The organism is Pseudomonas sp. HMSC057H01, from assembly GCF_001836405.1.
GTDB classification, from domain to species: Bacteria; Pseudomonadota; Gammaproteobacteria; order Pseudomonadales; family Pseudomonadaceae; genus Pseudomonas; species Pseudomonas aeruginosa.
Genome location: NZ_KV828432.1, coordinates 30,490 through 50,133 on the forward strand (window position 1 = coordinate 30,490; position 19,644 = coordinate 50,133).

At 68.1% G+C, this 19,644-nt stretch carries 17 protein-coding genes; 12 read left to right on the forward strand and 5 right to left on the reverse strand.

Annotated elements, in window-relative coordinates; genetic code table 11:
- Together HMPREF2581_RS09715 and HMPREF2581_RS09720 are read right to left on the reverse strand one after the other, a co-directional pair.
- The coding region (locus HMPREF2581_RS09715; RefSeq protein ID WP_070867318.1) for an FUSC family protein at positions 1-1,740 on the reverse strand (1,740 nt) is incomplete at its 3' end.
- Positions 1,737-3,227, reverse strand: a complete 1,491-nt coding sequence (locus tag HMPREF2581_RS09720) for an efflux transporter outer membrane subunit (protein WP_003137763.1) — start codon at positions 3,225-3,227, stop codon at positions 1,737-1,739. The genes HMPREF2581_RS09715 and HMPREF2581_RS09720, both read right to left, overlap by 4 nt.
- Positions 3,228-3,472: 245 nt before the next feature.
- Here HMPREF2581_RS09720 and HMPREF2581_RS09725 point away from each other — a divergent pair, with 245 nt between their 5' ends.
- Positions 3,473-4,426 carry a LysR family transcriptional regulator gene (locus HMPREF2581_RS09725; RefSeq protein ID WP_003092994.1) on the forward strand — a complete coding sequence of 318 codons (954 nt, stop codon included), beginning with the start codon at positions 3,473-3,475 and terminating at the stop codon, positions 4,424-4,426.
- A 94-nt stretch (positions 4,427-4,520) separates the two neighbouring features.
- The gene (locus HMPREF2581_RS09730) at positions 4,521-5,498 is read left to right on the forward strand and encodes a 2-hydroxyacid dehydrogenase (protein ID WP_003137762.1); all 978 of its coding nucleotides are present in this window, start codon (positions 4,521-4,523) and stop codon (positions 5,496-5,498) included.
- A gap of 17 nt (positions 5,499-5,515) precedes the next feature.
- Here HMPREF2581_RS09730 and HMPREF2581_RS09735 read toward each other — a convergent pair whose 3' ends face one another.
- Positions 5,516-6,418, reverse strand: coding sequence for a DMT family transporter (locus HMPREF2581_RS09735; protein ID WP_003092997.1), 903 nt, complete (start codon positions 6,416-6,418; stop codon positions 5,516-5,518).
- Between the two features lie 125 nt (positions 6,419-6,543).
- Between HMPREF2581_RS09735 and mdrR1 the strand changes: the two genes are divergently transcribed.
- The 4 genes from mdrR1 (at position 6,544) to fecA (ending at position 11,434) form a co-directional block, all read left to right on the forward strand.
- Positions 6,544-7,425 (forward strand): efflux pump transcriptional regulator MdrR1, encoded by an 882-nt coding sequence (gene mdrR1, locus HMPREF2581_RS09740; RefSeq protein WP_003132628.1) that lies wholly within the window; start codon positions 6,544-6,546, stop codon positions 7,423-7,425.
- A gap of 100 nt (positions 7,426-7,525) precedes the next feature.
- The gene (locus HMPREF2581_RS09745) at positions 7,526-8,035 is read left to right on the forward strand and encodes a sigma-70 family RNA polymerase sigma factor (RefSeq protein ID WP_003092999.1); all 510 of its coding nucleotides are present in this window, start codon (positions 7,526-7,528) and stop codon (positions 8,033-8,035) included.
- On the forward strand, positions 8,032-8,985 hold the full coding sequence (locus HMPREF2581_RS09750) for a FecR domain-containing protein (RefSeq protein WP_003137760.1): 954 nt from the start codon (positions 8,032-8,034) through the stop codon (positions 8,983-8,985). The genes HMPREF2581_RS09745 and HMPREF2581_RS09750 overlap by 4 nt, the downstream gene beginning before the upstream one ends.
- A 94-nt stretch (positions 8,986-9,079) precedes the next feature.
- Positions 9,080-11,434 carry a TonB-dependent Fe(3+) dicitrate receptor FecA gene (gene fecA, locus HMPREF2581_RS09755; RefSeq protein ID WP_003137759.1) on the forward strand — a complete coding sequence of 785 codons (2,355 nt, stop codon included), beginning with the start codon at positions 9,080-9,082 and terminating at the stop codon, positions 11,432-11,434.
- 99 nt (positions 11,435-11,533) lie between these two features.
- Here fecA and ivy read toward each other — a convergent pair whose 3' ends face one another.
- Positions 11,534-11,995 carry a lysozyme inhibitor Ivy gene (gene ivy, locus HMPREF2581_RS09760; RefSeq protein ID WP_003093002.1) on the reverse strand — a complete coding sequence of 154 codons (462 nt, stop codon included), beginning with the start codon at positions 11,993-11,995 and terminating at the stop codon, positions 11,534-11,536.
- Between the two features lie 220 nt (positions 11,996-12,215).
- Here ivy and HMPREF2581_RS09765 point away from each other — a divergent pair, with 220 nt between their 5' ends.
- The 6 genes from HMPREF2581_RS09765 (at position 12,216) to tsiT (ending at position 16,977) form a co-directional block, all read left to right on the forward strand.
- Positions 12,216-13,799, forward strand: coding sequence for a peptide chain release factor 3 (locus HMPREF2581_RS09765; protein ID WP_003093004.1), 1,584 nt, complete (start codon positions 12,216-12,218; stop codon positions 13,797-13,799).
- 384 nt (positions 13,800-14,183) lie between these two features.
- Positions 14,184-14,579 carry a PAAR domain-containing protein gene (locus HMPREF2581_RS09770; protein WP_003093006.1) on the forward strand — a complete coding sequence of 132 codons (396 nt, stop codon included), beginning with the start codon at positions 14,184-14,186 and terminating at the stop codon, positions 14,577-14,579.
- A complete protein-coding gene (locus HMPREF2581_RS09775) occupies positions 14,576-15,103 on the forward strand; it encodes a DUF4123 domain-containing protein (protein WP_003110911.1) in 528 nt (175 codons plus the stop codon). The genes HMPREF2581_RS09770 and HMPREF2581_RS09775 overlap by 4 nt, the downstream gene beginning before the upstream one ends.
- Positions 15,096-15,479 carry a hypothetical protein gene (locus HMPREF2581_RS09780; RefSeq protein ID WP_003104238.1) on the forward strand — a complete coding sequence of 128 codons (384 nt, stop codon included), beginning with the start codon at positions 15,096-15,098 and terminating at the stop codon, positions 15,477-15,479. Before HMPREF2581_RS09775 ends, HMPREF2581_RS09780 begins: the two co-directional genes overlap by 8 nt.
- Complete coding sequence (gene tseT / locus HMPREF2581_RS31860) at positions 15,476-16,261, forward strand: type VI secretion system effector protein TseT (protein WP_003137755.1); 786 nt, start codon at positions 15,476-15,478, stop codon at positions 16,259-16,261. Before HMPREF2581_RS09780 ends, tseT begins: the two co-directional genes overlap by 4 nt.
- Positions 16,258-16,977 carry a type VI secretion system immunity protein TsiT gene (gene tsiT / locus HMPREF2581_RS09790; protein ID WP_003137754.1) on the forward strand — a complete coding sequence of 240 codons (720 nt, stop codon included), beginning with the start codon at positions 16,258-16,260 and terminating at the stop codon, positions 16,975-16,977. Before tseT ends, tsiT begins: the two co-directional genes overlap by 4 nt.
- Before the next feature lie 321 nt (positions 16,978-17,298).
- Here tsiT and HMPREF2581_RS09795 read toward each other — a convergent pair whose 3' ends face one another.
- A complete protein-coding gene (locus HMPREF2581_RS09795) occupies positions 17,299-19,641 on the reverse strand; it encodes an endonuclease/exonuclease/phosphatase family protein (protein WP_003137752.1) in 2,343 nt (780 codons plus the stop codon).
- Positions 19,642-19,644 lie beyond the last annotated feature (3 nt).

Genomic DNA, 19,644 nt, shown 5'->3' on the forward strand with positions numbered 1-19,644 from the left:
GAAGGCCGAGCCAAGCCCCCTGCTCCTGCCGCTGATGGCGAACACCACGCGCATCCGCAGGTCGCGCTCGAGGCGCTTCCACAGCCAGGCGCTGTTGGGCGGCAGAATGACCGCGGCGGCCGCGGCCGAGAGCAGCATCGAGAGGATCAGGGCGATGTACTCGTTGATCACGTGGGCCGGGTCGTAGACGGTCAGGTTCGCCGGCACCGAACCGAAGCAGAAGAACACCAGCAGGCCGAGACCGTAGCCGGCCCACTGCGGCCGCGAGGAGATGAACGCGCCGAGGGCGAACACCGGCGCCAGCACCAGGCACAGCAGCGGGAAACCGTCGATGTGCGGGTAGACGAAGAACATCTCGCTGAAGCCGAGCAGCGCCGCCGCCATGGTGCCGATGGCCATCTGCATGGCGACCTTCTTCGGGTTCGGCGCCGCCGAGGCCAACGCCGAGACCGCCACCGCGTTGAGGGCGAAGGTGCCGCCGCTGGGCCAGGTGCTGTAGATCCAGAAACAGCCGAACAGCAGGATCATCAACCCGGTGCGCATCCCCGCCACTGCCGCCGCCACCGCGTTGGCCTTGGCGGTGAAGGCGTCCTTCCACTGCTCGCGCTCGTGGCGGTGGGCGGCCAGCGAGGCATGGGTCAGGGCGTAGTCGTGCATCTCCTCGGCGAAACGGTAGAGCAGCTCGGCGGCGGTATTGAAGTCCAGCCGCGCCTCTTCGCCCGGCTCCCGCGCCAGCAGTTCTCCGCGCGCCTGGCGGATGCGCGCCATCAGGCGTTCGCGGCAGTCGGCGAGGCGCTGGGCGAAGCGCTCGGCGTCATGGTCGGTGACGGCGCGGCCACGGATCTCCTCGAGCAGCCCGGTGATTTCCTCCAGGCACGGTTCGAACGCTTCCAGCACCTGGGTGGAGCCCTGCGCGCGCAGGCGTTCGAGCAGTTGGTGGAGGGCGTGGAAACGGGTATTCATGGCCATGAACTCGCTGCTCAGGCGAATCAGCCGGCCATTGCGCAGGCGCATGTGCGGATCCTCGAAGGCGCTCGCCGCGCGCATCGTCTCCAGGCCCACGGCCTGGGCGGCGAAGGCCACGTTGCTGCTTTCGAAGCGCTCGCGCCCGCCGACCCCGCGCAGGCTGTCGAGGACGAACGCAGCGAACAGGCCGAAGCGCACGTACAGCGCATTGCGCATCGCCGCGCTGGTGGTCTGCGGCATGATCACCGCGCTGACCACCCCCGAGCAGAGAATCGCCAGGCTGATTTCCAGGACCCGCCAGATCGCCTGCATGAAGGCGCCTTCCGGATGGCTGGTGGCGGGGATGCCGATCAGCGTCGCGGTGTAGCCGGCGAGCACGCAGGCGTAGGAGCGGAAGTCACGGTAGCGGGCGGCCCCGGCGGTGCAGAGACCGATCCAGATCGCCGAGCTGAGCAGGAACAGCACCCGCTCCTGGGCGAACAGGGCGATCAGGGTGACCATCACGCTGAGGCCGACCAGGGTGCCGAGGATGCGGTAGAAGCTCTTGGCGAACACCTGGCCGCTCTGCGGCTGCATGACGATGAACACGGTGATGGTCGCCGTGCTCGGTTGCGGCAACTCCAGGCGCATCGCCAGCCAGAGGGTCAGGAAGGCCGCGCAGAGCACCTTGAACACGTAGATCCAGGTCGCCCCGTCGCTGCGCGCCCACTCGGCCAGCGCGCGCCGCCACTCGTCGCGGCTGGGCAGGGCGAAACCAGCGGAGCGGCCACTCATCGCGAAGATACCGCTCTGACCGGGACGTTCTCCGGCGCCAGCTTCCGCTGCGCCGGCGTATCGGCGCCGGCCCCGACGCCGCCGCCGAGGGCGGTGAGCAGGCTGGCATGGGCGGCCAGCCGGGCGGCCTGCACCTGCTCCTGGACCAGTTGCTGCTGGAACAGCCGGGTCTGCGCGTTGAGCACGTTGAGGTAATCGGTGAGGCCGCGCTGGTAGGCCAGGGTGGCGATATCGTAGGTCTTCTGCGCGGAAGCCACCGATTGCGCGGCGAAGTCCTTCTGGATGTCCACCGAATGCAGGCGGATCAACTGGTCGGAAATGTTCTTCAGCGCATCCACCAGGGTCTGGTTGTATTGCTCCACCGCCGCGTCGTAGCCGGCCGCCGCCTCGCCCAACTGCGAACGCAGGCGGCCGCCGTCGAAGATCGGCAGGGTCACCGCCGGGCCGGCGCTGTAGGTGTACTTGGCGCTGCGGAAGAACTCCAGCATGCCGCCGCCGACGGCACTGAAGCCGACCGAGGCCATCAGGTCGACGTTGGGGTAGAAGTCGGCGCGCGCCACGTCCACGCCCTTGGCCAGGGCGGCGACCTGCCAGCGGCGGGCGACCACATCCGGGCGGCGACCGAGCAGTTCGGCCGGCAAGGCGCTGGGCAGGCTCGGCTGCGCCGCCAGGTTCAGGCTTGGCCGGCGGATCGTGCTGCCCTCGCCCGGGCCCTTGCCGGCCAGGGCGGCGAGCAGGTTGCGGGTGAGCTGGATTTCTTCGTCGATCACCTCGATGCGGCGCTCGGTCTCGGGCAGCGGCACTTCCGCCTGGCTGACCTCGAAATGCGTGCCGATGCCGCCGCGCAGGCGACGCTGGGCCAGGGCGAGGATGTCGCGCTGCTGTTGCAGCATGGCCTTGGCGATGTCCATCTCGGCGTACTGCAACGAGAGCTGGACGTAGGCGCGCACGATGTTGCCCTCCAGCTCGAGCTGCGCCTGGCGCGCCTCGGCGGCGGCCATGTGGGCCAGGTCGACGGCGCGCTCGCTGTCGCTGCGGTCGCGCCCCCAGAGATCGAGCTTGTAGTTCAGGGCGATCTCGGTGGAGTTGTTCCAGGAAGTGGTCCGCGCCAGGTCGCCGGGGCCGTAGAAATAGTCGTCCGGCCAGCGGTGGCGGACCAGCGAGCCCTTGCCCTCGATCTGCGGCGACTCGATGGACTCCACCAGCCCGGCCATGGACTTCGCCTGGCGTACCCGCGCATGGGCTACCGCCAGGCCTGGATTGCCGTCCAGCGCCTTCTCGATCCAGGCGTCCAACTGCGGATCGGCATACACCTTCCACCACTGCGCCTGCGGCCAGCCGGCCTCGCGGGCGGCAGCCTGGATCGCATGGTCGGTGGCCAGGGCGTTGGCGTCGAGCGTGGCGGCCTGGGGGGCGATATCGCCTGTACTGACACAACCGGATATTGCGGAGAAAACGACGAGAAAACCGACGAAGGAGCCGACCAAGGTCAGTTCCTTCCTGAGAGCACGCGGCACGTTGTCTGATCCTGGAGGGGCGAAGCACGGAATTTGAACGGTACGGGCGCCGTTCAACCCGCTCGAGCGTTCGTGCGCTCGGGGGCCGATGAATTTTAAGAGGCTGGCGGCTGCTGATAAGCTGGCTCAAGTGCGATTGTTTATTGCGTAATGTGAAATAATCCGCCCTCGCAACAATCTGACACACTTCTGCGCGTGCCTAGGAGGCCCCGTCGATGGACACCCTGCAAAACATGCGAGCCTTCGTCTGCGTGGCGGAAACCGGAAGCTTCACCGCGGCGTCCCAGCAGCTCAACACCACCACCGCCTATGTTTCGCGGGCGGTGGCCAACCTCGAGACGCACCTGCGCACCCGCCTGCTCAACCGTACCACTCGTCGCATCGCCCTCACCGAGGCCGGCCAGCGCTACCTGCTGCGCTGCGAGCAGATCCTCGCCTACGTCGAGGAAGCCGAGGCCGAAGCCAGCGACGCCCATGCCCGCCCCGCCGGCAAGCTGAAGCTGCATTCGATGACCGGCATCGGCCAGCACTACGTGATCCGCGCCATCGCCGGCTACCGCCAGCAGTACCGCGACGTGACCTTCGACCTGACCATGGCCAACCGCGTGCCGGACCTGCTCGACGAGGGCTTCGACGTGGCCATCGTGGTGGCCTCCGAGCTGCCCGATTCCGGCTTCATTTCCCAGCGCATCGGCGAGACCTACAGCATTCTTTGCGCCTCGCCGGAGTACCTGCGCCTGAACGGCACGCCGAGCGAGCCTTCGGAGCTGGCCAGCCACGACTGCCTGCGTCTGGTCAGCCCGGTGGTGCCGCTGGATCGCTGGCTGTTCGACGGTCCCAACGGCCAGGAAATGGTCTCCATCGGCGCCTCGCCGTTCCAGGTCAATGTCGGCGACGCCATGACCGAGGCAATCCGCTCCGGGCTGGGCATCGGCATCCTGCCGGTGTATTCGGCCATCGAGGACCTGGGCAAGGGCACCCTGGTGCGGGTACTGCCGCAACACCGCCTGCAACAGCTCAACGTCTATGCGCTGTACCCTTCGCGGCAGTATCTCGACGCGAAGATCAAGACCTGGGTGGAATACCTCAAGGAAAGCCTGCCCGGCCTGCTCCAGCGCGACGAAGCGGCGCTGGTGGAGCTGGGCCTGGAACTCGGAAGACCCTCCTGAGCCGATAATCGCCCGCCCAGTGGCGGGCCCCTGCCCGCCGCTTCGATGGCGGTGGTATGGTCGGCGCTTTCGCTCCCGCTTGCAGAGTCCCGTCATGAAAAAGAACGTCTTCGTCTTCAGTCGCCTCGCCCCCGAGCATCTCGAACGCCTGCAACGCCAGTTCAACGTCCGCGTGCTCGAACCGAAACAGGGCGACATCGACGCCCAGTACGCCGCCGCCCTGCCCGATACCCACGGCATGATCGGCGTCGGCCGGCCGCTCGGCGCCAGGCAACTGGAACAGGCGAAGCAGCTGGAAGTCATCTCCAGCGTCTCGGTCGGCTACGACAACTATGACCTGGACTACCTGAACCGCCGCGGCATCGCCCTCACCAACACGCCCGACGTCCTCACCGAGACCACCGCCGACCTCGGCTTCGCCCTGCTGATCAGCGCCGCGCGACGGGTCGCCGAACTGGACGCCTGGGTCAAGGCCGGGAACTGGAAGCGCACCGTCGATGCCCCGCAGTTCGGCACCGATGTGCATGGCAAGAAACTCGGCATCCTCGGCCTCGGCCGGATCGGCGCGGCCATCGCCCGGCGCGGCCGTTTCGGCTTCGGCATGCAGGTGCTCTACCACGGCAACAACCGCAAGCCGGAACTGGAACAGGAACTCGGCGCGCGCTTCCTCGGCTTCGACGAACTGCTCGGCGAGGCCGACTTCGTCTGCGTGGTGGTGCCGCTGGGAGCGCAGACCCGGCGGTTGATCGGCGCGCGCGAACTGGGCCTGATGAAGCCCTCGGCGATCCTGGTCAACGTCGCCCGCGGCCAGGTGGTCGACGAGGCCGCGCTGGTCGCCGCCCTGCGGGAGAAACGCATCCTCGGCGCCGGCCTGGATGTCTACGAGAAGGAACCGCTGGCCGAATCGCCGCTGTTCGCCCTGGACAACGTGGTGACCCTGCCGCACATCGGCTCGGCCACCCACGAGACCCGCCGGGCCATGGCCGAGCGGGCGCTGCAGAACTTCGAGGCGGCCCTGCGCGGCGAGCGGCCGCTGGACCTGGTCAATCCGCAGGTGTGGCGACGCGGCTGAGCGCGCCTCGCTCTCCGCTAGGTCGAGCGCGCCGGCCCGGCCAGCGCCGGCGCCTTCGGCTTGCGGAACACCAAGACGTTGCCGAGCATCACCAGGACCAGCCCGGCCAGCGCCGGTGCGGTCCAGCGGTAGCCCTCGGCGAAGGCCGAGATGTTCAGCGCCACCACCGGGAACAGCACGGTGCAGTAGGCGGCGCGATCCGGGCCCATGCGCCCGACCAGGGTCAGATAGGCGGTGAAGCCGATCACCGAGCCGGGGATCGCCAGGTACAGCAGCGAGCCGACGTAGCGCGCGCTCCAGTCGAAATTCAGCGGCACGCCCTGGAACAGGCACAGCGCCAGGAGGATCAGGGTGCCATAGAGCATGCTCCAGGCATTGCCGGTGAGCGGGCGGATGCCGGCCTTCTGTTGCAGGCTGGAAAGCATGTTGCCGGTGGAGAAACACAGCGTGCCTAGCAGGGCCAGGCCGAGGCCGTAGAAGGTTTCCGGGGTGGCCTGGTGACCCACCAGTTCCGGCCAGAACAGCAGCCCCAGGCCGAGCAGGCCGAGACCGCCACCGGCCATCACGTTCGACGCGATGCGCTGGCCGAACCACAGGCGGGCGTTCAGCGCATTCCACAGGGTGGCGGTGGAGAACACCACGGCCACCAGGCCGCTGGGAATCCACTGGCTGGCGGTATAGAAGCAGATGAAATTCAGGCAGAACAGGCATACGCCCTGGGCCATGCACAGGCGTTGGCCCCGTGCGTCCAGCCTTTGCAGGCGGCGGCCGAGCAGCAGCACGGCGAACAGCACCAGCGCCGCCAGGGCGAAGCGGTAGGCGATCGACAGGGTGATCGCCACCGGGCCCATCTGCAGCTTGATGGCGATCCAGGTGGTGCCCCAGATGAGCACGGTGAGCAGGTACAGCGAAAGATTCATGGTGACTCCGCAACGACAGGATGCCGTCAGTCTGCGGGCGAAGCCGGGCGCGACCATTGTCCATTCTTGCGCTTTTCATCCGCCGCCTCTCGCGGCAGCGTCCGGGCGCGGGTAGCATGGCCGGCATGCACCAACCCAGCGATTTCCAGGTATTCCGCACCCTCGACCGGACCTCCAATGCGCGCCTGCTGCGCAGCAGCACGCTCAGCGACGGCCTGGCGCTCGCCCATTGGTACCGCGACGAAGCGGAGATCCTCGGCTACAGCGACCCCGGCCATCACACCCTGTCGCTCTACCTGCAGGGCGGCTGGCAGACCTTCCGCCGCGATCGTCCCGGGCTCTATGGCGGCCCCGATCGCTTCTGCGTGATGCCGGCCGAACACCACTCCGACTGGGCGGTGACACGCGGCCTGGGCTTCATGCACCTGTACATCAGCCCGGAACGCCTGGCCGGCGCGGCGGTACGCACCCTCGATTGCGAACCGCGCAGCCTGCAACTGGAGGAGCGCACCTACATCCAGGACGAGCCGCTGGCCGCCCTGTGCCGGACCCTGGAACGACAGGACTGGAACGAACCCGGCGAGCGCCTGCTATGCACCAGCCTCGCCCACCAGGCGGTGGACCACCTGCTGCTCACCGGGTGCGGCAGGCGTACCGACGTGCGCTGGCAGGGCGGGCTGGCCGCGCACGTGCGGCGGCGCCTGGCCGACTACATCGAAAGCCACCTGGAGCAGCCGCTGGAACTGGGGTCGCTGGCGGAGCTGGCGGCGCTCTCCGAGTACCACTTCGCGCGCATGTTCCGCGTCTCCTTCGGCCTGCCGCCGCACCGCTACGTGCTGGAACGACGCCTGGCGCGGGCCCGCGACCTGCTGGCGTACTCCGCGCAGTCGCTCCAGGAGGTCTCGCTGGCCTGCGGCTTCGCCAGTCCGAGCCATTTCAACCGACGCTTCCGCGAAGCCCATGGCGCCACCCCGGGGCAGTACCGCGCCGCCCTGAAAGCCTCCTGAAAGCCAGGCGCCGACAGCCTGCGGTTGTAGGCAGGCATTCCCGCAGCATAAAATGATAACTATTATCATTCGTTAATCCTTCTGCTCCGGGAATGTCCAGGTGTCGAGCGCCGACCTCGCCCATGCGGCCGCGTTGCATACCCTCTACAGCGACCACCACCACTGGCTCACGGGCTGGCTGCGGCGCCGCCTCGGCTGCCCGCAGAACGCCGCCGACCTGGCCCAGGACACCTTCGTCAAGGTCCTGGTTTCGCGCCAGGCCGCGCGCATCGACGAACCGCGCGCCTTCCTCACCACCATCGCCCGCCGCGTGCTGTGCAACCACTACCGCCGCCAGGACGTCGAGCGCGCCTACCTGGAAGCCCTGGCCAGCCTGCCCGAGCGGGAAGTCCCCAGCGAAGAGACCCGCGCCATCGTCCTGGAGACCCTGGTCGAGCTGGACCGTCTGCTCGACGGCCTGCCGCCGCTGGCCAAGGAGACCTTCCTGCTGGCCCAGCTCGACGGCCTGGGCTACGCCGAGATCGCCACGCAGCTGGGCATCTCCCTGAGCAGCGTCAAGCGCTACATGCTCAAGGCTGCGCAACGCTGCTACTTCGCCGAGCTGCCATGAGCCTGCCCGCCGCACCCAAGGTGCCGCCGCAGGTGGCCGAACAGGCCGTGCGCTGGCTGGTCGAGCTGCAGGGCGGCGCCGACGACGAACGCCTGCGCCAGGCCTGGCAGCGCTGGCGCCAGGCGGCCCCGGAACACGAGCAGGCCTGGAGCCACATCGAGGCGGTCAACCAGCGCCTGGCCGGGATAGGCACGCCACTGGCCCTGGCCGCCATCAACGCACCGCATTCGCCGCAACGCCGGCGCGCGCTGAAGACCCTGCTGCTGGTCCTGGCCGCCGGCGGCAGCGCCTGGGGCCTGCGCGAGAGCGGCAGCCTGCAGCGCTGGAGCGCCGACTATGCCACCGGCGTCGGCGAACGCCGGCGCCTGGCCCTGGCCGACGGCAGTCGCCTCGAGCTGAACAGCGACACGGCGGTGGATGTCCGCTTCGATGCCGGCGAACGGCGCCTGCTCCTGCTGCGCGGGGAAATCCAGCTCAGCACCGGCCACGACCCGCGCCCGCTGCACGTGTACAGCGCGGAAGGCCGGCTGCGACCGGTGGGCACCCGGTTCGACGTGCGCCAGTTCGCCGGACGCACCCGCGTCGCCGTCCACGAAGGCGCGGTGCAGGTGGAGAACCACGCCGGCCAGGGCCTGCTGCTGCCCAGCGGCCGGCAGCTGGACTTCGACCGCGAGCGACTCGGCGTTCCGCAGCCGTTGCCGGTCGGCAGCGGCGCCTGGACCGACGGCATGCTGGTGGCCGCCGGCATGCGCCTGGACGAATTCCTCGCCGAAGTCGCGCGCTACCGCCCCGGCCGGCTGGGCTGCGACCCGCGCATCGGCGGCCTGCGGATTTCCGGCAGCTATCCGCTGGACGATAGCGAGCGGATCCTCGCCACCCTGCCGGCGGTGCTGCCTGTGGAGGTACGGCGCGTCACCCGCTACTGGGTCGGCGTGCACCCGCGCGAATGAGCGAAAAGATATTTTCGCGTACCTGAGCCTTTTTCCCCACCTCGCGTGACAGAGGAGGAAAGCCAACCTCGAAAGATCCACTGGAGTGTCCCTCATGTTCCCGTCACGCGCCCTGTCGCCGCTCAGCCGCGCCCTGCTCCTCGCCTGCCTCGGCGGTCCCGTCCTGGTTTCCGCCGGCAGCGCCTGCGCCGCCGAGATCCGCACCGATGCCCGCCAGTACTACCGGCTGCCCGCCGAGCCGCTGGAGCAGGCGCTGAACCACCTAGGCCGCCAGGCCGGCGTGCTGATCGCCTTCAGCCCGGAACAGACCGCCGCGCGGCGCAGCCAGGCGCTGGACGGCGAGTACACCCTGGAGGAAGCCCTGGCCGCCCTGCTCGCCGGCTCCGGCCTGGAGGCGCGCGCCCGCGGCGACGGCGCCTATACCCTGGAGGCGCTGCCGGTGGAAGACCCGGCCAACCTGCAGGCGCTCACCGTGGTCGGCGACTGGCTGGCCGACGCCAGCGCCGCCGACGTCTTCGAGCATCCCGGTGCGCGCGACGTGGTCCGCCGCGAGCAGTTCCAGGCCCAAGGCGCGGCCAGCACCCGCGAAGTGCTGGAGCGCATTCCCGGGGTCAGCGCGCCGCTCAACAACGGCACCGGCAGCCACGACCTGGCATTGAACTTCGGCATTCGCGGCCTCAACCCGCGCCTGGCGTCGCGCTCGACGGTGCTGATGGACGGCATCCCGGTGCCCTTCGCCCCCTACGGCCAGCCACAGTTGTCGCTGGCGCCGGTGTCCATCGGCAACATGGACGCGGTGGACGTGGTCCGCGGCGGCGGCGCGGTGCGCTACGGGCCGCAGAACGTCGGCGGCATCGTCAACTTCGTGACCCGGGCGATCCCCGAGGACTTCGCCACCAAGCTCGACGTGCACAGCGAACTCAGCCCCAGCTCCAGCCAGGACGGCCTGAAGACCACCCACAACGTGCTGATCGGCGGCACCGGCGCCAACGGCCTCGGCGGCGCCCTGCTCTACTCCGGCACCCGCGGCGGCGATTGGCGCGAGCACAGCGATACGCGGATCGACGACCTGATTCTCAAGGGCCGCTTCCAGCCCAGCGACGAACACGCGTTTTCGGCGATGACCCAGTACTACGACGGCGAGGCCGACATGCCCGGCGGCCTCAGCGCCGCGGCCTACCGCGACGATCCGTACCAGTCGACCCGTCCCTACGACAAGTTCTGGGGCCGCCGTACCCTGGCCAGCGCCAGCTACGAATACACCCCCAACGCCAGCCAGAAGCTCAACGTCACCGGCTTCTTCACCAAGACCCTGCGCAGCGGCTACCTCGACCAGGGCCGCAACCTCACCCTGTCGCCGCGCGAATACTGGGTGCGAGGCCTGGAAACCCGCTTCAGCCAGGGTTTCGAGCTGGGCGAAAGTCGCCACGAAGTGGGCATCGGCCACCGCTACGTCAACGAAGCCAGCCACGAGCTGCGCTACTGGACCCGCGCCGACAGCGGCCAGCTACCCAGCACCGGCAGCCGCAACGACCGCGACACCCGCGGCAGCACCGAAGCCAACGCGTTCTACATCGACGATCGCATCGATATCGGCAACTGGACCATCACCCCCGGCATCCGCTACGAGAAGATCGATTCCGAACAGAAGAACCTACTGAAGAACAGCAAGGACAGCGGCCGCTACAACGCCTCGCTGCCGGCGCTCAACGTGATCTACCACCTCACGCCGAGCTGGAACCTCTACGCCAACACCGAGGGCTCGTTCGGCACCGTGCAGTACAGCCAGATGGGCAAGGCGGTGCAGAGCGGCGACATCGAGCCGGAGAAGGCCCGCACCTGGGAACTCGGCAGCCGCTACGACGACGGCATCCTGCGCGCCGAACTGGGCGCCTTCCTGATCAACTTCGACAACCAGTACGAGAGCAACCAGCAGACCGACAGCGTGACCGCCCGCGGCAAGACCCGGCACAAGGGCATCGAGGCGGCGATCGCCTACGACCTGGCCGATCTCGACCCGCTGCTCTCCGGCTTCGACGTCTATGCCAGCTACGCCTACGTCGACGCGAGCATTCGCGAGGACGGGCCGAACAAGGGCAACCAGGTGCCGTTCTCCTCGAAGCACAAGGGCACCCTTGGCGCCAACTACCGCACCGGCGCCTGGAGCTACAACCTCGACGGCAGCTTCCAGACCAGCCAGTACGCCGACAACGCCAACACCGAGAGCGAAAGCGCCGACGGCAGCACCGGGCGGATCGCCGGCTGGATGGTCTGGAGCGCGCGCGGCACCTACGACTTCGGCCCGCAACTGAACGACCTCAAGCTCGGCCTGGGGGTGAAGAACCTGTTCGATCGCCGCTACTACACCCGCTCGTTCGACGACAACAACAAGGGCCTCTACGTCGGCCAGCCGCGCACCCTGTACGTACAGGCCTCGGTCGGTTTCTGAAGGAAGACCGCGGGAGCGAGCGCATGGCGCAACGGCGGACGATCGCCAGCGATCATCCGCCCTTCCCGCCGCCGGGCCTGGTCCCCCTCAGGCCCGGCGTCACTTCCAGTTCGGATCGCTCTCCAACTGTTTCATCAGCAGCTCGCGGACCTGCCTGGAGGGTTCGCCGTACCAGCGATAGGTGGCGTACTTGCTCGGCGTCTGCATGACTTCGGCGGGCTCGTCCGGCAGGCTCACCTGCAGCCCGTAGGCGGCACTCTTGTCGCCACGGAACGCCACCAGCAGGCGGTTGTTGCCGCAATCGTGGGGTTTGCAACTGTTGGCCAGGACGTAGGGCTGGCCCTCCAGGCTCAGGCTGGTGGACGGGGAACTCGGGCCGCTGGCGTCGGAAACCCATTTCGGCACGTCGCTCTCGCCCTTGAACATGGCATGCCAGGTGGCCTTGTAGCCGGGCTGGCCGAGCAGTTCGAACAGCCGCGGCTGCTCCTCGGCCTGCGCCGGCGCCCAGTGCAGCGCCGCGCCCAGCAACGCCAGGGAGAGCAGTCTGGATACTCCGTTCATGGTGATTTCCTTCGATCGGGTGAAATGAAAGCAGTCTATCCGGCGGTGGCCGCCGCTGGCTGCTTGGAACGGCACGACTGCGACAAGTTCGCTGTCCACCGGCAATTCCATCGATCGCCGGATGACAGGCATCCCGACGCGCCGCGTTTTACCGCTATAATCCCGCGTTTTTCCGGGCCGTCCCGCGCCCACGCCAACGGATTCCAGCAGGCACGCATCCATGACCACTCAGGCCGCCGAAGTCGCGAAGCGCCGTACCTTCGCGATCATTTCCCACCCCGACGCCGGTAAGACCACCATCACCGAGAAGCTCCTGCTGATGGGCAAGGCGATCGCCGTCGCCGGTACCGTGAAGTCGCGCAAGTCCGACCGCCACGCCACGTCCGACTGGATGGAGATGGAAAAGCAGCGCGGCATCTCCATCACCACCTCGGTGATGCAGTTCCCCTACCGCGAGCACATGATCAACCTGCTCGACACCCCCGGCCACGAAGACTTCTCCGAAGACACCTACCGCACCCTGACCGCGGTGGACTCGGCGCTGATGGTGCTCGACGGCGGCAAGGGCGTCGAACCGCGGACCATCGCCCTGATGGAAGTCTGCCGGCTGCGTGACACGCCCATCGTCAGCTTCATCAACAAGCTCGACCGCGACATCCGCGACCCCATCGAGCTGCTCGACGAGATCGAGGCGGTGCTGAAGATCAAGGCCGCGCCGATCACCTGGCCGATCGGCTGCTACAAGGACTTCAAGGGCGTCTACCACCTGGCCGACGACAGGATCATCGTCTACGTCCCGGGCCACGGCCACGAGCGCATCGAGACCAAGGTCATCGAAAAGCTCGACTCCGACGAAGCCCGCGCCCACCTCGGCGATCTCTACGACAATTTCGTCGAGGAGCTGGAGCTGGTGCAGGGCGCCTGCCACGAATTCGACAAGGACGCCTTCCTCAAGGGCGAGATGACCCCGGTGTTCTTCGGCACCGCGCTGGGCAACTTCGGCGTCGACCAGGTCCTCGACTGCATCGTCGACTGGGCGCCGCAGCCGCTGTCGCGCGCCACCCACGAACGCAGCGTGGAGCCGACCGAGGAGAAGTTCTCCGGCTTCGTGTTCAAGATCCAGGCGAACATGGATCCCAAGCACCGCGACCGCATCGCCTTCATGCGCATCTGCTCGGGCAAGTACGAGAAAGGCATGAAGATGCGCCACGTGCGCCTGGGCAAGGACGTGAAGATCGCCGACGCGCTGACCTTCTTCTCCTCCGAGCGCGAGCAACTGGAAGAGGCCTATGCCGGCGACATCATCGGCCTGCACAACCACGGCACCATCCAGATCGGCGACACCTTCAGCGAAGGCGAGAACTTCGGTTTCACCGGCATCCCGCACTTCGCCCCGGAACTGTTCCGCCGCGTGCGCCTGAAAGACCCGCTGAAGTCCAAGCAGTTGCGCCAGGGCCTGCAGGAACTGGCCGAGGAAGGTGCGACCCAGGTGTTCTTCCCCGAGCGCAACAACGACATCATCCTCGGTGCGGTGGGCGTGCTGCAGTTCGACGTGGTCGCCAGCCGCCTGAAGGAGGAATACAAGGTCGAGTGCGCCTACGAGGCGATCAACGTCTGGTCGGCACGCTGGATCGAGTGCGACGACGAGAAGAAGCTCAAGGAGTTCAAGGACAAGGCCTTCGAGAACCTCTCCGTGGACGGCGGCGGGCACCTCACCTACCTGGCGCCGACCCGCGTCAACCTCAGCCTGATGGAAGAACGCTGGCCGGACATCCGCTTCCGCGCGACGCGCGAGCATCACTGATCGCACGGGAGGAGCCAGGGACAGCCTCCCTGTCTCCTCCCGCGGCGGTCTCGGCGCAGGGCGGATAACCCTATCGCGGCTATCCGTCGCTCCAGCGCGGTATCGGCGGACAGCCCCTGCGCAGGCAAAGCGAACGCGACGCTGCGCGAAACGCCTCCTTCCCTCCTCCCAGGCTCCCCTCCCCATCGCGCCATCGCTCCGTACGCCTGCGCCTTTCGCAGGCGGGTGACGAGACTTCCAGGTAGGAAATCCCTTCAAGCGCCACCAGGCAAGGACGCGGTTGCCCAAGCCGTTTCCGAAGGTGCCTCCTGAGCAGTTCAGATAGGTTGTCCGCCCCCGAGTGGCACGGCAGAGTGCCAGGGTTTATCTCATAGGGACTTGAGCATGAGCGGCAAACCCGCTGCGCGCCTGGGCGATCCGACCGCGTGTCCGCTGCCGGGCCACGGCAGCAACCCGATCGTCGGCGGCTCGCCCGACGTCTTCTTCGACCATCGGTCCGCCGCCCGCCAGGGCGACGCCACCGCCTGCGGCGCCACCCTCAGCGCCAACGTCATCGCCAACGTACTGATCAACGGCAAGCCCGCCACCGTGGTAGGTAGCGTCGGCACCCACGGCAACCTGGTGGTCGGCGGCGCGGGCACGGTGCTGATCGGCAACAGCGGCGGCGGCGCACCCGCTCTCGCCCTCGCCCCACCGAAGCTGTGCCTGCAATGCCTGCTGCTGGCGGCACGCCGCAACCAGGCCCTGGTGCCCCTGGAAAGCCTCGGCGGCGCACCGTGAGCCGGCTCCAGCCGGCGCTCGCGGCGCCTACGCCGGACAGCCGCCTGTTCGCCCTGGCGGACGGCGCCCGCTACCTGACCCTGGACACCCGCCTGGAAAAGGCCGCGGGGGAAATCAGCTCGCGCTGGCTGCTGGCCGGGAGCGAGCTGGACGAAATCGCCCATGCCGGGCCGGTCCTGATCGAATTCATGGACAGCGCCCCGCTTTCGTCATCGGGCGAGTTCCTCGGCTGGCTGCGCGACTGGGACCGCCGCTCGCCCATGGCCTCCTGGCTGTGGAGCCGGGCGTCCTTCGAAAACCTCGCGAAACACTTCGCCGGGCTGCTCTTCACCCGCATGCCCGACGGCCGCCGGGCGCTGTTGCGCTACTACAGCCCGGAAGTGCGCCGGGCGCTGGAACAGGTCATGACCGCGCGGCAATGGACGCAAGTGATGGCGCCGCTGGAGCGTTGGCAGGTCTGGCAGCCCCTGCAGGGCGGCTACCTCGTCTATGACCGGGAAACGGAGCGGACCGCCGATGCTTGAACTGGATGCCGGCCAACTGGATCGCCTGCAGCGGGTCCGCGACGACGAAGTCATCGAGCGGGTCCTGCTGGAGGTACGCCGGGAGGCTCCCGCCTGGCTCGAACGACGCGGCCTGCTGCCCGCCATCCGGCAACTCGGCGAGCTGCGCGCGACGGCGCTGGAACTGGGTATCGAAGAGCCCGGGACGATCGAACGCTTTCTTCTGCACGGCCTGGCCTTCCCCGCTTTCCAGGACACGCCGGCGTTTCTCGCGCACATGCGCCGGCCGCTGGCTGACAGCCCGGAACAACGCTTCCAGGACTACGAACGGATCGTCGAGTTTCGCCTGGCCAGCCAGAAGTGGCGCGCGTACGAAACCTCAGGGAGACCGGCATGAGCGGCATAGGCGCGCTTTTCCGACCGCTGCCCCGCATGGGTCCGCGGCTGCCCTTCGAACTACCCGCGCCGCCCCGGCCGCACTTGCCGATGCCGGCGCCGCGCCCGCTGCCGCGACCGGCCCCCGGCGCGCTGCCCAGGCCGGTACCGCGTCCGATGCCGGTTCCGCAGACCCTGCCCAGGACCGAGACCGGCACGCTGAGCCGCGACCGGACCCGGGAAGCCGAGCGCGATTGCAGCAAGAGCCAGGGCCGCGACAAGGACTGCGTGGAGTGCCCGCCGTCCCGGGGCGAAATGGCCATCGCCAATAACGGCAAGGGCCACAGCATGTCGGACCTGTCCGCGCGCTACCAGCAGTGGGTGACCAATTTCCCGTTTCCCCACGAATGGTTCTGGAGCGGCACCTGGTGGGACGGCTTCGACGAGCCGCGCTGCACCCTGCTGGAGGCGAAGGCCAACTACGCCTTCCTGTTCGTCCCGCTGCTCGGCGTGCCCAGGCCCTGGGCGCGGGCCAAGGTGAAGTCGGACCTGCTGCAGAAGGCCGAGGTCCACAGCGACAAGGCCCGACCGATCCCGCCGGTGTTCGTCGAATGGCACTTCCTGCAGCGGATCGTCTACGAGTACTGCGCCGCGGAGTACCTGCGCATGGGACTGGCCAACCTGAAGGCATTCTGGAATCCGATGCCGGGAACGGACGAGCACGACGACTACCAGGAAACCCGCGCGAAGGAACAGGAAGAGATGAAAAGGTTTTGCGAAGAGAACCCGGGGTATTGCGCATGACGGACGCCAAGGCTTTCAGGCGCTACATATTCGAGCTGTACTTCGATCCGGCACGGCTCCTCGAACTGGACGACGACCAGCACCTGCAACGGATAGAGCGCTTCCTCGATGCCCTCGCGCCCCTCCATCCGGTGCTGGAGAACTGGTACCTGTGCGGCGACTCCCTGCGCGACGCCCTCAGCCACAACGTCACCGAGCACCGCCAGGATCTCGCCAAGGCCCTGTCGCGTGACCGGCGCACCCGGGCGGTGGAACTGGTGCTATGGAACGGCGAGGAGGATCCGTTCAAGGGCGGGTTGTCGCTGGACTACGAGGCCAGCGGCAGGGCCGTCTCGACCAGGCTCCAGTTGGAAGATGCCGGCAGCCTGCTGCAGGTGTTCGACGCACCGGCTTCCTCCTTCGTCGCGATCTTCCTCGCGGCGCTGGAAATCTGGCCCGAAACGACCTGGGGCATGCTCGCTCCGCATACGTATTTCGTACACCAGCGGACCTTCCCGGACCGCCGCAGCATCGGCTGGATCGGCTTCTGCCCGCATCCGCTAAGGGCCACGGACTTCCCGGCGGCTACGGAGCTGGTCGACATTCCCGGCCGTGGCACCCTGCTGCTGAACGGCCGCGAACCGATGGACGAAACCCGTCGCGAACATTTCGAGCGCGTCGGCGAAGCGGACATCAAGCTGATGGAACTGGGCTACCTGCCGCCGCTGCGCGGTTGACGACGTACGAACCTGGAGGGCCTCCGTTCCGTGGGGCGAATACGCCACCGGCGTTATCCGCCGGTATCCCGCCGCAACGGCGGATAACCGCAAGCGGTTATTCGCCCTACCAGGCCCACGTGCCACACTGGAAGGCCACCCTGAAGGGGGCTCCGTTCCGTGGGGCGAATAACGCCACCGGTATTATCCGCCGAGATCCCACCACAACGGCGGATAACCGCAAGCGGTTATTCGCCCTACCAGGCCCATGTGCCATGCAGAAAGGCCACCCTCGGGTGGCCTTTCTGCATGGCGACCAACGCCACGGGCGCTATCCGCTGCCTACCTGCGGTGCTTCTTCATCGCCACCCGGCGCAGGTCGATACCGATCACCACCGGGTCGTGGTCGGAGGCCCGGTACGGCTCGGCGTTGTACAGGCTGTCCTGCTGCCGAGGGGTCTTGAACTCGACGTTGTAGTCCAGCACCCGGGGCTCGTCGGCGTTGATGTGCCACTCCACCGCGCCGCGTACCTGGCGCGCCAGGCTGGCGTTGGCGAGGGCGTGGTCGAGGTAGCCGGACTGCCCGGAGAACACGTAGGAGTAGCCCTTTCCTGCGCCCGCCTGACGCGCCACCAGGTCGGTGTAGCCGGCGCCGCGGATGACGTTCACCGGGTCTTCCTTGGCATAGGAATTGAGGTCGCCGATGATCAGGCGGTCAGGTTCCTTGGCGCCCGTCGGATCGCCCGCCAGCCAGTCCACCAGGGCCTGGGCGGCGCGCGCCCGGGTCAGGTTGCAGTTGCCCTGGCCGTCGCCGGTGTCCGGGTCACCGTCGCAGGCCGAGCCCTTCGACTTCAGGTGGTTCACCGCGATGGTCAGGCGTTCGCCGCCATTGATCTCCTGGAAGGTCTGGGCCAGGGTCGGACGGTTGCGGGTGTCGTCGAACTCCGGGTTCACCGAACTGTCGAGCACCGCCGCGGATCGATAGATGCGGACCTTGTCGCCGCGATAGATCAGCCCCACGGCAATCTCGTCGCTGCCCAGCTTCGCCCGGTTCGGGTTGACGAAGGCATAGCGCTGGCCCTGGGGCAGGCTGGCGTTGAGGCCGTTGACCAGGTCGGCGATGGCACTGAACTCGCCGTAGCCGTCGTTCTCGATCTCCATCAGGCCGACGATGTCCGCCTTCGAGGCGAGGATCGCCGCGACGATCTTCGCTTTCTGCCGCTGGAACTCCTCGGCCGTGTTGGCTCCGCGCGAGGTGGGGAAACCGCCGCCCTTGCCATCGCCGTTGAAGTAGTTGAGCACGTTGAAGCTGGCCACCCGCAGGCGCCCTTCCACCGCCGGCTGGGCCGGACGCGGATTGGCCGCCTCGAAGGTCGGCGTCTGCAACGGCTGGATACGGTAGCTGCCGGCCGAGTAGTCGAGCACGCCGTCGATGGCGCTGGTGCGATCGCCGACGCGCAGGCTGTTGTAGGCGCTCAGTTCCGGCGCCGGGTAGCGGATCGGGTCGGGGTTCTGCCCGCTGCGGCCGTCGTCGAGGAGAATCCGGTCGAGGTCGTTGCGCGCCTGCATGGCCTTGGCCTGTTCGCCGGGAGCCACCACGTTGGTCGGAGTCATCTGGCGGCCGCCGGAGGACAGCAGGACCTCGCCGTAGCGGCCGAGGTTGTAGACCTCGTTGACGGTCAGCGTCTGGCGGAGCTGCACGCGCATGCCTTCGTAGCGCTCCAGCGCATCGGCGCTGGCCAGCGGCAGGCTGATGCCGGCCGGCGTCGGCAAGGCCACGCCGCTCGCCAGGACGCTGACCTGCAGCGGCCCGACCAGTTCGGTGAGGCCGTTGAACTCGCGGACCTGGCCGGTCACCCGGACGCGGTCGCCGAGCTTGACGTCGCTGCCGTTGCCGCCGTCGTAGACGAAGATGCCTTCGGAGGTCGCCGGGTCGCCGTCCACCGTGGCATCTTCCTGCTGCACGTAGAAGCCCTTCAGCTCGCTGGCGTTCTGGAAGTCGCCGACCACCACGCCCTCGATGGCGACCCGCTGGTTCACCAGCGGACTTTCGGCGCCGGCGCCCTGCACCTCATGGATCGGTCGCAGGCCGGCCTCCTCGCCGCCGCCGGGCTCACCAGCGCCATGCTGGCCGAGGTTGGCGAAGGTGTCGCGCGGGTAGCCCAGCCATTGCGCCGCCGGGTCGAAGGCGTCGCTGGGATCGCTGTCGCCGTCGCGGATGTCGGCCTTGCGCACCAGGCTCCGGTCGAGGGTCTGCACATCGCCGCTGCCCCAGGTCGTGCCGGGGTTGAAGCCGACCTGGCCGAGGCTGTCGAGGATCTCGCCGCTGCGCCGGCGCAGCAGCACCGCATCGTTGCCATTGAACCAGCTGCCCTCCACCCGCTGGCTGGCCAGCGCCAGCAACGCCGGGTCGGCCACGCCGTTGGCGAGGACGAAGGTCTTGCCCGGCGCCAGGCTGCCGCTCAGGTCGATGCTGCGGCCCGCCGCGCTGGCGCCGTTGAAATAGAACTCGACGCGGTAGGCGGAGAGGTCGAGGACCTGGCTGCCGCTGTTGTAGAACTCCAGCGCCTTGTTGTTGCCGCTGCCTTCGACATACTCGGAGATGATCAGCTCGGCGGCGTTGGCCACCGGCAGGCCCAGCAGGGCCAGGCCGCCCAGCAGGGCGGCGTTACGCAAGAGGTGCATCGG